Origin of the sequence: Streptomyces sp. NPDC048352, from assembly GCF_040651895.1 — a bacterium.
GTDB lineage: Bacteria > Actinomycetota > Actinomycetes > Streptomycetales > Streptomycetaceae > Streptomyces.
In genome coordinates, this window is sequence record NZ_JBEZKZ010000011.1 from 1 (window position 1) to 13,788 (window position 13,788).

Annotated in this window: 9 protein-coding genes; all 9 read right to left on the reverse strand. The window is 77.0% G+C overall.

Going from position 1 to position 13,788, the window contains the following annotated elements:
• The coding region (locus tag AB0D45_RS08535) for an EamA family transporter (protein ID WP_362456111.1) at positions 1-872 on the reverse strand (872 nt) is incomplete at its 3' end.
• Positions 873-1,002: 130 nt separating this feature from the next.
• A complete protein-coding gene (locus tag AB0D45_RS08540; RefSeq protein WP_362456113.1) occupies positions 1,003-2,655 on the reverse strand; it encodes a thiopeptide-type bacteriocin biosynthesis protein in 1,653 nt (550 codons plus the stop codon).
• Between the two features lie 77 nt (positions 2,656-2,732).
• A complete protein-coding gene (locus AB0D45_RS08545) occupies positions 2,733-4,667 on the reverse strand; it encodes a TOMM precursor leader peptide-binding protein (RefSeq protein ID WP_362456115.1) in 1,935 nt (644 codons plus the stop codon).
• Positions 4,667-6,523, reverse strand: a complete 1,857-nt coding sequence (locus AB0D45_RS08550; RefSeq protein ID WP_362456117.1) for a hypothetical protein — start codon at positions 6,521-6,523, stop codon at positions 4,667-4,669. The genes AB0D45_RS08545 and AB0D45_RS08550 overlap by 1 nt, the downstream gene beginning before the upstream one ends.
• Complete coding sequence (locus AB0D45_RS08555; protein ID WP_362456119.1) at positions 6,520-7,659, reverse strand: hypothetical protein; 1,140 nt, start codon at positions 7,657-7,659, stop codon at positions 6,520-6,522. The genes AB0D45_RS08550 and AB0D45_RS08555 overlap by 4 nt, the downstream gene beginning before the upstream one ends.
• Before the next feature lie 29 nt (positions 7,660-7,688).
• On the reverse strand, positions 7,689-10,358 hold the full coding sequence (locus AB0D45_RS08560; protein ID WP_362456121.1) for a lantibiotic dehydratase: 2,670 nt from the start codon (positions 10,356-10,358) through the stop codon (positions 7,689-7,691).
• A 109-nt stretch (positions 10,359-10,467) separates the two neighbouring features.
• Entirely contained in the window at positions 10,468-10,653 is a 186-nt protein-coding gene (locus AB0D45_RS08565) for a thiazolylpeptide-type bacteriocin (RefSeq protein WP_362456123.1), read from the reverse strand.
• Between the two features lie 519 nt (positions 10,654-11,172).
• Entirely contained in the window at positions 11,173-12,618 is a 1,446-nt protein-coding gene (locus tag AB0D45_RS08570) for a glyceraldehyde-3-phosphate dehydrogenase (RefSeq protein WP_361608407.1), read from the reverse strand.
• 126 nt (positions 12,619-12,744) lie between these two features.
• The gene (locus tag AB0D45_RS08575; protein ID WP_362456125.1) at positions 12,745-13,704 is read right to left on the reverse strand and encodes a LysR family transcriptional regulator; all 960 of its coding nucleotides are present in this window, start codon (positions 13,702-13,704) and stop codon (positions 12,745-12,747) included.
• Between the last annotated feature and the right edge of the window lie 84 nt (positions 13,705-13,788).

The following is a 13,788-nucleotide window of genomic DNA, read 5'->3' on the forward strand; positions in this document are numbered from 1 at the left end:
CGCGGCCGGCCGGCGCGGCGCCGCCCCGGCAGGGACACGAGGACCAGCCCGAGCAGCAGGAGCGCCGCGCCGGCCGCCGCGGGCGGCGCGGGCCGCTCGCCCAGCACCGCGACGCCCAGCACCGTCGCGACCAGCGGTTCGGTCAGGCTCAGCGTCCCCGTCGTGGCGGCGCTGAGCCGGCCGACGCCCCGGGTGAACAGCAGGTAGCCCAGCGCGGTCGTGCCGAGGCCCAGCCAGCCGATCAGCGCGAGCGAGCGGCCCGCGGCCAGCCCCTCGGGGGCCACCAGCAGGTACGGGGAGACCAGCAGCCCCGCGCACAGCACGCTGACCGGGGCCGCGGCGCCCAGGTCCGCGCTGCGCGCGGCCAGCACCTTCGTCGCGGCGATGTACACGCCGAAGGACGCCCCCGCCACCACCGCGAAGACCACGCCGAGCAGATCGGCGCGCGCCCCGCTGCCGGGCAGCAGCAGCAGCCCGATGCCGGGCACCGCGCAGCCCGTCCCCCCCAGCCAGCGGCGGGTCAGGCGCTCGCCGGAGAGCCACCGGCCGCACAGCCCGCCGGCCAGGGGCACCGTCCCGAAGGCGACGGCCGTCGCCAGCGCCGACCCGCCGCGCTCCACCGCCTGGAGGAAGCAGACCTGGAAGGCCGCCGTCACCAGCACGGCCAGCCCCAGCCACCGTCCCACCCCGGGCCGGCGCAGCGTGCGCAGTCCGGCCGGACGCACCGTCAGCAGGCTGAGCACCAGCCCGCCCAGCAGCATCCGGCAGGCTCCGAGCGACACCGGGTGCACGCCGGTGTCGGCCCACAGCTGGGCCGGACCCACCGTCCCCCACAGCACCGCCGCCGCCAGTACGGCCGCCACAGCTCCCACGACTTCCCCCTCCACCACCGCTTCCGGAACCCGGCGAACGTATCGGGGCGGGACCGACCAGACCTACTGGGGAAAACCATGGGATCTCCCCCGCGCGGGAGGTCTCGTCCGTGCCTTCGCACAAAGCGGGTCAGCGGGGGCGGCGCCCGAGCGGCAGCAGGTACTGGAGCGGCTGTTCCGTGTCGTCCAGGCCGAGGAGTTCGTGCGCCAGGTCGTCGTGGAAGCCCCCCAGCGGGGTGCCGGCCAGGTCCAGCGCGGCGCCGGTGAGGAGCAGGTTCTGGGTGAGGTGACCGGTTTCCAGCAGGGCCAGGCGCAGGGCGCGCAGGCCGTAGCGGCGGCGCAGCAGGCCGAGGTCCGCGTAGACGGCCAGGACCACCGGCGCCGCGTCGACGCCGATCCAGTCCGGGTCGGTGTCCGGGCGGGACAGGTACGTGGAGAGCGCCTTGAGCTCGGCCACCTCCGGCGGCGGGCCGATGCGGCGCAGGGCGCGCCGCTCGGGGAGGCAGTCGTACGTACCCGCCGGGACCCCCGCCACATCCAGCACCAGCGCCCGCACCCGGGCGGTGTACAGGGCGCCCGCGCTCGGGTAGGGGCGGTGGCCCGGGGACGGGGACGGCTGCCCCGGTCCGGCGGGGGCGTCGCCGGACAGGGAGTGCCACAGGAGGGAGCCCAGGGTTCCGGCGTCCAGCGGTCCGCGCAGCGGGCCCCGCAGCGAGCTGCGGGCCGCCAGGGCGGCGCCCAGCGACACCTCGGGCAGCGGGTCGGCGGGCAGGGGCAGCTCAGGGCCGGCTGGTGCGGGCCGGGCCGGGCCGTCCGGGAGCGGGCGCAGCGCGGTGTCCTCGCCGCGGCCGATCTGGAACTTGCTCCGCTCCAGGTACTGGAGGTCGGCGGCGGTGTGCCCGGGCGGGAAGAACCCGGGCGGCTCGTCGGTCTCCAGCAGGGTGCGGGCGGCCAGCCGGCACACCGCCCGCTCCTCGTCGGGGGTGGCCCCGAGCCGGTTGAGCAGCATGTGCAGCTGGGAGCCCCACACCCAGGCCCGCAGCTCCTCCCCCAGGTCCGCCAGCTGCTCGTCGGCCTCCCGGACCCGGGCCGCCCACCGGCCGAGCCAGGGCGCCGCGGTGCCCGTCCCGAGGCGCTCCCGCAGGTCCGCGGCCCGCCGCCGCAGGCCCGTACGCTGCGCCGCGTGCACGGAGTTGACCCGCGCGTGCACGGACGCCGCGGGCAGCAGCTCCAGCCCGGTGACCCACCGCCAGCCGGCGGCGTGCCGGCGCAGCCAGCGGGCCCCGGTGAGCGGGTCCATGCCGAGGGCGCACACCGTCGTGTGGACCAGGTCGGCGGCGAGGGTCAGCCGCGCTCCCGGCCCGCCCCTTCGTGACAGCGCCCGCAGGGCGTCCAGGGCGACGTGCGTGGAGGCGGCGAAGACCTCCTCGGCGACGGGCAGCGCCCGCGGCCCGCCGTAGCGCCCGGTCTCGGGTGCGTAGGCCACGGCGCGCACGTCGCCGTGGCGCGACGGCCACGGGCCGGGTACGCCGGGCACCTCCTCGGCGGCCCGGGCCAGCTCCCCGGGCAGTTCGGCGGCGGCCGCCGCGCTCAGGCCGCGGACCCGGATGCGCACGTGGGGTCCGCCCTCGCCGTAGCGGATGAAGAACCACGCGCCGGCCTCCCCCGCCGCCACGAGGCCGTCGAGGAGCGGGGCCGCGGCGCCGACCAGGAACGCGTCGGTGTCCTCGGTGGCGGAGTGCAGGAAGAGGTGGTGGCTGTGCCAGGTGTCGGTGGTCGTCACGTCCGGTCCTCGTTCGGCTGGGCGGGAAGTGCGGCTGGGGGAGGTGCGGTTCGGGGGTACTGCGGTTCGGGAGTCGCTCAGGGGAAGGGGTGCGGGTGCAGCGCCAGGTCCTCGTGGCGCAGCACGCGGTCCGTGCGGCCCAGCCGGTGGGGCACCTCCAGCAGCCGGGGCAGCCCCCGGGTGCGGCGGTTGACGTGGCCGAAGGTCATCGGCAGCGAGCCGGGTACGACGGCCTTCACGCAGTGCAGGCCGAGCCGGTCGCGCAGCCCCGGTTCGCTCTGGTCGACGGTGACCACCTCCAGCCCGGCCGCCGCGAGCCGTTCCACCGTCGCCGTGAGCAGGGCGGAGAGGTCGTCCACCGGCTCGGGCGCCCCCGGCCAGGTCCGGGCGGCGCTCAGGCACGGGGTGTCGGCGAAGAGGAACTCCAGCCGCGGGGCCGCCTCGGGGAGGGCGTTCAGCCCGACGTGGTCGTCGAGGGAGACCACCAGCTCGGGCCGGTCCAGCATCGGCCGCAGCCGCGCCGGGTCGCGCGGCCCGTCCGCGGCGAGCGCGCGCTGCGCGGACTCCAGCACGTTGGTGACGACCTCGGCCACGGCGGAGCGGATCGCCGTGCGCGGGTCGTGGTGGGCGCCCGCGGCGAGGAACATCCGCGGGGCGTCCGGGTGGGAGCCCTCGTAGCGGCAGACGGCCACGACCGCCGGGATGCCGAAGTCGTTCGTCGCGTCGAGGAGGCGGAGCCGGTAGCCGGCCAGGGCCGCCCGGTCCGCGAGCAGGGCCGTCCCGAGGTCGTCCGGCGGCACCTCCACGCGGCGCAGCGGGGTGGCCGCGTACCAGGCCATCAGGAAGGCGTCCCGCTCGGCCACCTCGAACAGGCCGTAGAGGGCCGCCTCTTCGGGGCTGTTGCCCAGGCCGCAGCCGTTGGAGGACTCGTACACCACGCGCGGCCGGGCCTCGCCGGGCACGTCCCAGTACGCCACGTGCTCGGGGACGGCCACCGGGCGCTGCCGGGTGAGGGACCAGCCCCGTACCCAGTCCAGTTCCAGGCCGGGCGTGTACGGGACGGTCGGCGAGGCCGGATGCCCGTGGTGGGCGGGGTCGGGTAGTCCGAGCCGCTCCGGGTCGAGGGCGCGTCCGGGGCCCAGTGCGGCGAAGGAGGCCCGCAGGTCGGTGCGCCGGCCGGCCGGCCGCATCCCGGCGTACCGCTCGACGGCCTCGAAGAGGGCGATCCGCTCGCTGCCGGCGAAGTCGTCGGCCCGGCCGTAGCCGCCGTCGTCGACGGGGCGGCCGTCGGTCACGAAGGCGGTGGTCAGGCAGAAGGCCGAGTCCTCGGTGCGGAACAGCGCGCGGACCGGCCCGAACCGGTCGTCGTGCAGGGCCGCGCGCAACCGGCCGCCGCCGGTCCGGGGGTTGGGGGCGCGCAGCACGTACGGGTCGGGCAGCGGCCGGGGGGCCGCGGGCAGGGGGACCGCCGCGCTGGCGGAGTCGGCGGGCAGCGGGTGGCAGACGGCGCAGCCGCCGACCGGGCGCACCTGGTGGCTGGACCAGGTCCCGCGCCCCTGGTGGAGGAGGTACACGGTGGCCGCGGGCGGTTCCGCGCCGGGCCGCGGCCGGGCGTGGCCGTCCAGCAGGTCGCGTACGAGGGCGCAGAGGGCCCCGGCCAGCGCGGGGGACGGTACGCCGCCCAGTGCCAGCTCCGGGCTCTGCCGGGGCACGCGTCCGCCGGCCGTCGCCAGCCGCTGGTGCTCGGCGCACGCCAGGCAGGCCGCGGCGCCGGGGGCGAGCAGCGGCCCGACCACCGCCAGCGGCCCGTCGAAGCGTACGGGGACCAGGGCGACCGGGTGGGCCAGCGCGTGCCGGCTCAGCTCCTCGGCGAGCCCCGGGGTCCACTCGGTCAGCAGGACGGCGGCCGGGCCGGCGGTGGCGGACTTCGCGGTTTCGGCGTCGAGGACCGGGACGGGCAGGGAGGCGAAGAGGGCGGCCGCGGGCGGCGCGGGGCGGGCTGTCGCGGTCATCACGGCTCCTCGGGGATGTGCAGGACGGTGAAGCCGAAGGCCCGGAGCCGGGCGAGAAGTCCGCGGTCCCGGACGGGGGCCGGGGTCCCGTCGCCCCGGGGTGGACGGGACGGTCGGGGCTGCCGGGTCAGCCGGGTCAGGGCGGCCTGGAAGGCCTCCTCGCGTCCGGCCGTCTGCGCCATCCAGCGGCCGGTCCAGCCGGTGTCCTCCCAGCCGGCCGTGCGGGCGCCGGCGGCGGCCAGCGCGGCGACCGCGCCACCGGAGGGCGGCGTACGGCCGCCGCCGCCCGCGCTCCCGGTGCGGACGGCGGTCACGGCGGCGAGCACCGCGAAGGCCGCCGCGTTGCCGGGGTCGGCCTCCACGGCCTCGCCCAGCACCGGGGAGGCCCCGGCCCGGCGGACCGCGGCGTGGTACACCTCGCCGGGGCCGAGCCGGACCACCTCCAGGCGGGCCTCCACCTCCAGACGGGCCGTCAGGGTCGTCCACCAGTGCCGGAACTGCGGATGCCCGGACCACGCGGCCGCGGCGGGGGGTTCCGCCACCCCCTCACCGGCGTCCGGCGACCCGGCCCGGCCGGCGGCGGCCGCGCGGCGGGCGGCCGCCGCGCGCAGGGCCCGGCCCCGGGCGTGGCCCGGGTTCGCGCCGATGGTGGACCCTCCGCCGCCCAGCAGCCGTTCCGCCGCCCGGCAGAACACCTCCAGCCGGGCCAGGTCCAGCCTCGGCGCTCCGGCGATCAGGCGTCCGCCCGCCGGCCCGTTCCCGGGGAGTTCACAGACGGCGAGCGGGACGGGGAGCTGCGGAAGGTCCGCCGGGACCGGCGCGGGCAGGGCCCCGCACCGCTCGTCGCCCAGGGCCGCCAGCCGCCGCAGCGCTTCCCCGAGGGTGGCCGCCGGGGCGAGGTCCGTCCGCCGGCCGGCGTCCAGCCGGCCGGGCCCGAGCCAGGTCCGGTAGTCGGCCCGCAGCGGCCCGGTGCCGGCGAGGAGGACCGCCGGGAGCCCGGGCAGCAGCCGCTCGTCCCCGGCTTCGCCCGCCGGGTCGGGGAGCCCGGCGGCCGCGCACAGCAGCCGGTGCGCCGCCGCTCCCCCGAGCAGGGGTGCCAGCGCCGGGTCCCCGCCGCCGGGGCCGTCGCTGTCGCCGAAGCCGTCACCGTCACCGTCGCCGAAGCCGTCGCCCGCCGGGCCGAGGCGCGCCTCCAGGGCCGCCGCGTCGGAGCGGGCCTGGGCCGGGCTGCCGGGGGCGGTCGCGTAGCCGCCCCCGGCGCACAGCCCCGCCGCGAGGGCGCGCACCGGTCCGGTGCCGTGGACGCGGAGCAGGATGCGGCCCGCGGGCAGTGCCGGGTCGGTGGTGCGGGCGACGGGCAGTCCACCCGCCTCCAGCGCGCTCCCGGCGGCCTCGGCCAGGTCCCCGCCCCCGGGGCCGGCCGCCACCTCGGCCCGCGCCGCGGCGAGCGCGGCCCGTGCGGCGGCGGGATCCCGGGCGCTCGCCCGGAGCCACAGCGCGACGGGGTCGCGTCCGTGGTCCTCGTACGCCGGGTCCGCGGGCGCCTGCCCGGCGGGCTCGGCGACGAGCAGGCCGTGGGCCTCCAGCTGCCCGAGGAGGGTCTCCACGGCGGCGCGCAGGGCCGGGCCGGCTTCCGCGGCCTCCAGGAGGTCTTCGAGGCGGCCCTCCCGCAGCGGCCGCTCCAGCCACTGCCACAGGGCGGGCAGCGCGGTACTGCCCTCCAGGGTGACGCTGCCGGCCCGGCCCCGCAGGTGCAGCCCGCCCCGCAGCGGGGTCACGGCGACGCCCGGGCGGAGCCTGGGCACCGTACGGGGCGCGGCGGCACCGCCCGTGGCGCCGTCCCCGGTGGCCGTCATGCGCGGCGCTCCGCGGCGTCGGCGGCCGCGCCGAGTTCCGTACGCCAGTCGCAGCCAGTCAGGGCGGGGACCGCACGCACGACCAGGTGCGCCGCCAGGTACCGCTCCAGCGGGCGGACGTCGCAGATGGCGAGGAGCCGGTAGAGGGCGTTGGTGCAGGTCCGGTACACGAGGTAGTCCGGGTCGGCGAACATCGCCCCCTGCGGGTCGGCGCGGCGCAGCAGCCGGTGGAAGGCGCTGTAGCGGGTGCGGGTGTCCGGGTTCCAGCGCTCGGCCGCCGCCCGGTCCCCCGTGGCGGCGGCCCGGTCCCGGTAGGCGGGCGGGCTGCCGTGCAGGTCGGCGCCGGACTCGTAGCGGCTCCGCGTCAGTTCCCGGGCGGCGGCGGAGAAGGCGGCCCACTCCGCCGCCCCGTCCTGGGCACCGCCGCCGGCGACCTGCCCGACGAGCGCGGTCACGGCGTCCCCGGCACGCTCCCAGTGGCCGTCGAAGGAGGCCCGCAGCCGTCCGTCCGGGTCGTCGTGGAGGAGGAAGTCCTCCAGGTGGGACACGTACGACCAGTGCCCGCCGGCCAGGCCCGCGGGGTGGGAGCCCGCGTGCGCGGCGAGGGCGGTCACCGCGAGCCGGAGCCGCGCCGGCGCGGTGTCCGCGCGGGCGGCGAGGAAGGCGGCTCCGGCCCGCAGCGCACCGAGGCCGCCCCGCAGCAGGTCGTCCCGCAGCCGGGCGCCGTCGTCGCCGAGCAGGGCGCGTACGGAGGACCGGTCGGCGGGCTCGGTCCGGACCGTGTTGTCCGGGGTGAGCGGCCCGTAGGGCGGGGGTATCAGTTCGGCGCGCCCGGCTTCGGCCGCCGCCTCCAGCAGCTGCGCCTCGGTGCGGTCGCTCCGCGAGGGGTGCAGCCGCAGCCAGTCGCGGATCCGGGACGCGGCCGTCGCGGCGGCGGCCTCCACCCGCGCGTCCGGGCCCCGCAGGCACAGCCGCAGGTGGGGGCCGTGCAGCCAGTGCCGTTCGACGTGCGCGGCCAGTCCCTGCCGGGCGCAGGACGCGGCGAGCGGCAGCACCACCTCGCGCAGCAGCGGGGCCTTGACGGGGTGGTGGTGGTAGGCGACCACGTCGAGGCCGCCGCTGGGGTGTGCCGGCATGGCTGCTTCCTCTGCTGTCGGGGGGCGGGTCACCGGGCCCGCCCGGCCCGGTAGACCTCCAGGACGAGTTCCACCGCGCGGGCGGGCCCGGTCTGTCCTCCGGGTGCGGGCAGTGCCTCTTCGAGGACCGCGCCGGCACCGTGGCGGGAGAGCCACTTGGCCAGGCAGCGCAGGTGCAGGGCGTTGCCGAGGTCCACGAACTGCGGTTTGGGGCGGCTGAGCCCGCTCAGGAAGTCCTCGGCGGCGCGCCCGGTGGGCGCGGGGGCGGCCGGGTGCACGAAGAGCTGCTCGGGGAGGTCCAGCAGCGCGCGCCAGCGGGCGGCGGCCCGGGCGGGGACGGTTTCGGCGCCGAGGTCGGCGCGCAGCTCGCGCACCACGCCGGGCGGCAGCAGCCAGCGGCGGCGGCGGAGCACGACGTGGCGGTGGCGCAGCAGGGGGGTGCGGGTGACCGGGCCGCCGGGGGCGGGGAGGGTGTGGCGCGGGACGAGGGGGCCGAAGTCGACCATGCCGTGGGGCTGGTCGCTCAGGTGGGCGCCGATGCGCCGGGGCAGCAGGACGGGGGCGAGGAAGCCGGGGTAGAGGACGTCGAGGAGTTCGCCGGTGCTCCGCAGCCGGAAGCGGACCTGGTCGGCGCGCTCGTCGTGGACGAGGTCCAGGTCGGCTTCGCCGAGGGCGGCCCAGCGGCGGTCGGGGCCCACCTCCTCGGGGACGAGCAGGGGGTGGAGGTTGGCGTTGAACCCGCCGACGGGCCGGATCTGCGCGGCCCGGGCGCCGGGCCCGAGCCCGCGCCGGATCTGGCGGGAGACCGCGGCGGTGGCGTCCGGGCCGAGGGCGTCGAGGAAGCGGCTGGTGAAGCGGCCCCAGCCGCCGTACACGTGGTTGACGCAGAGCAGGCCCCGGCGCGGGTCGCGCTGGAGGAAGTACGCGTAGCTGAGCGGCCGCTCGACGGCCCAGCCGGGCAGCCGTTCGCCGAGCTTCCGTACGAGTTCGGCGGGCAGCACCAGCTCGTCCTGTGCGGCCGCCCCCCCGGCGGCCGCACGCGCGCGCAGGCCCTCGGTGATCTCCGTCCGCAGGTCCGCCAGGGCGTCGGTCCCGGTGGGCAGGGGAGCCGGGCCGGCCGGGTCGAGGGCCGTGAGCCGCCCGGCGCTCTCCCAGGCCCCGGCGACGTCGGCCCCGAACTCCCAAGGGTGGGGGCAGCTCCCGCCGGGGCCGTAGCGCGCGACGAAGCGGTCGCGGACGAGGCGGCGTACGAGGTGCCCGAGGTCGAAGAGCTCCGCGAGGGCGGTGACCTCCGCGAGTGCCCGGTGGTCGGCGCCGTCGAGGAAGCCGTCGACGGCGAGCGGGCGCGGGGCGACGACGTCCTCGGAGAGCACGGTGAGCGGGGCGGCACCGGGCGGGACGGGCCGTCCGGCGGCGGCCAGCTCCGCCGTCCAGGCCCGGGAGAGGGCGGAGAGCAGGGCGGGGCGCCGCGCGGCGGGCGCGGTGGCGAACTCGGCGGTCCCGTGGGCCAGTGCGGCGACGCGCTCGGCGCGGACGGCGTCGTCGGGGCCGGCGGAGGTGCGCAGCCAGGCGGCGGTACGGGCCAGCGGATCCGGGTCGTCGGGCGGGAAGGGGTCGCCCGGCACCAGCAGGCCCGCCTCCGTGAGCCGGCCGAGGAAGGCGGCGGCGGCGCGGGCGTCGGCGGCGCCGCTCAGGGCCGCGGTGAGCAGCCCGGTCAGCTCTTCGAGCGGCACGGGGGCCGCGGCGTGCTCGGTGATCAGGCGCAGCGGGCCCGTGAGGGGCAGGTGCGCCTCGTCCTCGGCGGCGACGAGGTAGCGGCCGCCGGCGAAGGAGGTCCGGTCGCGGGAGTACGCCGCCCGGCCGCCGCTGACGCGGGCGGTGCTGGTGATGCGGTGGGGCAGGGCGGCCCGGCGGTCCGGGGCGTCGAGGAGGGCGAGGGTGAGGGCGGTGGTCAGGGTGCGGTTGGCCTTGACGACGGAGCGCAGGGGGCCGTCGAACAGGGCCGGGGCGCCCCAGGCGGGGACGGGGCGGGCGCCCGGGGTGCCGGGCAGTGGAGCCCAGCCGACGGCGGTGAACCAGGACAGCGGGCTGGTCTTGGTGCTGGCCCGCAGGGCGTAGCGCAACACCGAGGGCTCCTCCTTGCGGGCCCGGCGGTCCTGCGCGCCGGCTGCGGCCCGTTCCACGGCCCGCAGCAGGTCCGCGCTGGTGAGGGCGACGGCCTTGGCCAGGGCCGGTTCGCGGCACAGGGCGGCCAGCGAGGCGCGTTCGGCGGCCAGGGCCCGCTCGGCGGCGGGACCAAGCTCGGCGTGGAGTGCGGCGCGCCGGGCCCGCAGCGCGGTCCACGCGGCGAGCCGGGGGACGCGGGCCGGCAGGTCTCCGAGGCGGTCCAGCAGGGCCGGCCGGGGTTCGCGTCCGTTGTGCAGGGCGCGGCGCAGCGGGAGGACGACATCGCGGTGGAGCTGGGCCGGATGGCCGTCCCGGCTGTCGTACAGGTCGTCGCAGAGCGGCCCGGCGGTCTCCAGCAGCTGCCGCTCGGTGTCCCGGAGGCGGCCGAGCCGGGCCCGGAACTCCGCCGCGTCCGGGTGCTGGGCGGGGTGGGTCAGGACGGTGGCGCGGACCAGCGCGTACGGCGCGGACCGCACGCGGTAGCCGTCGCCGCCACGGCCGGCCGCGACGGGCGTGGGGTCCGGCTGCGGCATGGTCGTCCCCGTCCTGTCGGTGGTGGGTGTGCGGGCGCGCGCGGGGGCTTCCCGCCGCACTCGGGTGCGGCGGGAAGCGCGTGGGGGGTGGAGGCGGGGGGTCGCGCGGTCAGGAGGGGATGGGCTCCGTGGTCGGCTGCGCGCAGGAGGACGAGCCCTGGCAGGAACAGGAACCCCATGACGCCCCGCCCTCGGGCAGCGCGACGGTGTCCCGCATGGAGGTCACGGTGAGGTCGTCCAGGTCGAGTTCCAGGTCCTGGATGTCGAATTCGGGGGTGCGCGCGATGTCGGACATGCATGTCTCCCATGAGTGGAGGCGAAAGCCGAAGGTGCACTGGGCGGAATCCGCGCCGGGCGGATCCGATGGCCGAACGGTCGAATGACCGCACTGCCGCATGACTGGAATTCCGCATGGCCGGACAGCCGGATGACCCGGTGAACGGAAGCCGCATGGCCGTACTCCGCACGCGGCACGACCGATTGACGCCGAGGCGGTGGGACCACATTGCGGAATTACCCTGCACGGAATTGCGGAATTGCCTTGCACGGCCTCTTTCCGGATGGCGTCCGGCGGTCCGTCCGGCCTTTTCCAGGATCCCCCACCGCGCATATGAACCGCTAGAGCGGAGATCCAGCCCCCGTGCCGCACCTCGCACGGACCGGTGGCCCGATCCCACCGGAAGGGCAGGCCGTCCGGCCGCCCGTGCGACCCTTCCGGCCAAGGCGGCCGGAAAGGTGTCCCCACCGGTGTCCGGACGCAGCGGTGCCCCGCCGGCAGAAGCCGACGGGGCACCGGATCACGCGCTGGGCGGGATCAGACCTGCGGGACCGGGTAGGTCGGGTACTCCACCCCGGAGACGTGCTGGACGACGCGGATCACCTGGCACGAGTAGCCGAACTCGTTGTCGTACCAGAGGTAGAGGATCGCGTTGTCGCCGTCCACCTTGGTGGCGCCGGCGTCGACGATCGACGCGTGGCGCGAGCCGACGAAGTCCATCGAGACCGCGTCCGGAGCGGTGGTGAAGTCGATCTGGCGCTTGAGCGGCGAGTGCAGCGAGACGCCGCGCAGGTAGTCGAGGACCTCCTCGCGGGTGGTCTCGCGGCCCAGGCGCAGGCTCAGGATGGCGATCGAGACGTCCGGGACGGGGACGCGGATCGAGCTGCCGGTGATCGGCGCCTTGAGGTCGGGCAGCGCCTTGGCGACGGCGGAGGCGGCGCCCGTCTCCGTGATGACCATGTTGAGCGGCGCGGAGCGGCCGCGGCGGTCGGCCTTGTGGTAGTTGTCCAGCAGGTTCTGGTCGTTCGTGAACGAGTGGACGGTCTCCACGTGGCCGCGGAGCACACCGTACTCGTCGTCCATCGCCTTCAGCGGCGGGACGATCGCGTTGGTGGTGCAGGAGGCGCAGGACAGGATCTGCTCGTCCGGCTTGATGGTGTCGTGGTTGACGCCGTGGACGATGTTCGGGACGTCGCCCTTGCCCGGGGCGGTCAGGACGACCTTGTCGATGCCGGGGCGCAGGTGCTTGGAGAGGCCCTCGCGGTCGCGCCACTTGCCCGTGTTGTCGATGAGGATGGCGTCCTTGATGCCGTACGCGGTGTAGTCGACCTCGGAGGGGTCGTTCGCGTAGATCACCTTGATGGTGTTGCCGTTGGCGATGATCGTGCTCGTCGCCTCGTCCACGGTGATGGTGCCCTGGAACTGGCCGTGGATCGAGTCGCGGCGCAGCAGCGAGGCGCGCTTGACCAGGTCCGCCTCGCCGCCGCCGCGCACGACGATGGCGCGCAGGCGCAGGCCGTTGCCGGAGCCGGCCTTCTCGATGAGCAGGCGGGCGACGAGGCGGCCGATGCGGCCGAAGCCGTAGAGGACGACGTCGCGGCCTTCGCGGCGCTCGATCTTGTTCTCACCGGTGGCGCCGACGACGGCCTCGGCGGTGAAGGCCTCGACCGACAGACCGCGGTCGTCGGTCTTGTACGTGGCGGCGAGCATGCCGATGTCGATCTGGGACGGGCCCAGGTCGAGGGCGGCGAGGGCCTGGAGGAACGGCATCGTCTCGGTGACCGACAGCTCCTCGCCGTCGATCTGGCGGGCGAACCGGTGGGCCTTGAGAATGCTCACGACCGACTTGTTCACCAGGGAGCGGCTGTGGAGCAGGATCGTGACGTCCCGCTCCCGGTGCAGCTTCCCGATGATGGGGATCATCGACTCCGCGATCTCCTCGCGGGTCTTCCAGTTGGCGAACGAGTCCTCGTTGACAGTCACAGACGTTATCTTTCGAGCTAGGCGGCGCTCATATGCTAACCCCCCGCCGGAACGTTCCTTCAAGGGGGACCGCCTGAGCGTCGGCGAGGCCCCGCGCCCCCGGGCGCGGGCGGCTCCCGGCGCGGGTCAGCCGAGTACCGGCCGCGCCTCCGGGTGGGCGTCCCACCACGCCCGGTGGAAGTCGTTGTTGTCCACGTTCGCCAGGTACGCCTCGACCGCCGCGCGGTAGAGCAGCTCGGCCTGCTGCGCCGGGACCGCCGAGCGGTTCCAGGCGAGCCGGATCCGGCCCGTGACGGGGGTGCCGGCCAGCGGCCGCATCACCGTCCCCGCCACCGCCGGGGCCGTGGGCTGGCACAGGGCGATGGCGCGGCCCGCGGCGATCAGGTCGTGCCGCATCTGGCGGTCGGTGATCCGGTGGCGCAGCGAGGGGGTGAAGCCCGCCTTGGCGCAGGCCTCGATGAGGGCCTCGGGGCCTCCGTCGTCGTCCTCCACCAGGGTCATCCACTGCTCGGCGGCCAGGTCGGCCAGGTCCAGCAGCTCGCGCCCCGCCAGGCGGTGCCCGGAGGACATCCGGATGCAGAACGGCTCCTGCGGGACGACGGTCCTGGCCAGGACGCCCGCGGGCAGCGGGACCTCGTAGTCGTTCACCTCGCCGTACACGATCACGTCGTACTGGCCGGCGCCGAGCATCCGCACCAGGGCCGTGACCGAGTCCTCCAGGTCCACGGTGACCTCGCGCCCCGAGAGGGCCAGGTCGGTCCGGGCGAGCAGGCCGTCCAGGAGGACGAGCAGGATGCAGCCGAGCCTGAGCGGGGCGTCGGCCGCCAGGGCGCGGGCCTCGGCGCCGAGGGCGTCCATCTCGCCCAGCACGCGGCGCGCCTTGGCCAGGACGAAGTGCCCGAGGGCGGTGGGCTCCACCCCGCGGCGGCCCCGGACGAAGAGCTCGCCGCCCGTGACGGCCTCGATCCGGCGCAACTGGGCGGAGAGCGCCGGCTGTGAGATCCCGAGCCGCCTGGCCGCCTCGCCCAGACTGCCCGCTTCCGCGATCCGGCAGACGGCTTGCAGGTGCCTCAACTCCAGCTGCATCCGGGCAGCTTACGAAGCGCCACTGCGGCGCACCATAACCCGCGCCTTATGCCCGCAGAGATGTCCCAATCTTGCCATGTCCAC

Bases quoted from the DNA above. Each gene is read 5' to 3' on its own strand.
- AB0D45_RS08575 (WP_362456125.1), bottom strand. From the start codon at position 13,704: ATGCAGCTGGAGTTGAGGCACCTGCAAGCCGTCTGCCGGATCGCGGAA.
- AB0D45_RS08560 (WP_362456121.1), bottom strand. From the start codon at position 10,358: ATGCCGCAGCCGGACCCCACGCCCGTCGCGGCCGGCCGTGGCGGCGAC.
- AB0D45_RS08545 (WP_362456115.1), bottom strand. From the start codon at position 4,667: ATGACCGCGACAGCCCGCCCCGCGCCGCCCGCGGCCGCCCTCTTCGCC.
- AB0D45_RS08555 (WP_362456119.1), bottom strand. From the start codon at position 7,659: ATGCCGGCACACCCCAGCGGCGGCCTCGACGTGGTCGCCTACCACCAC.
- AB0D45_RS08550 (WP_362456117.1), bottom strand. From the start codon at position 6,523: ATGACGGCCACCGGGGACGGCGCCACGGGCGGTGCCGCCGCGCCCCGT.
- AB0D45_RS08565 (WP_362456123.1), bottom strand. From the start codon at position 10,653: ATGTCCGACATCGCGCGCACCCCCGAATTCGACATCCAGGACCTGGAA.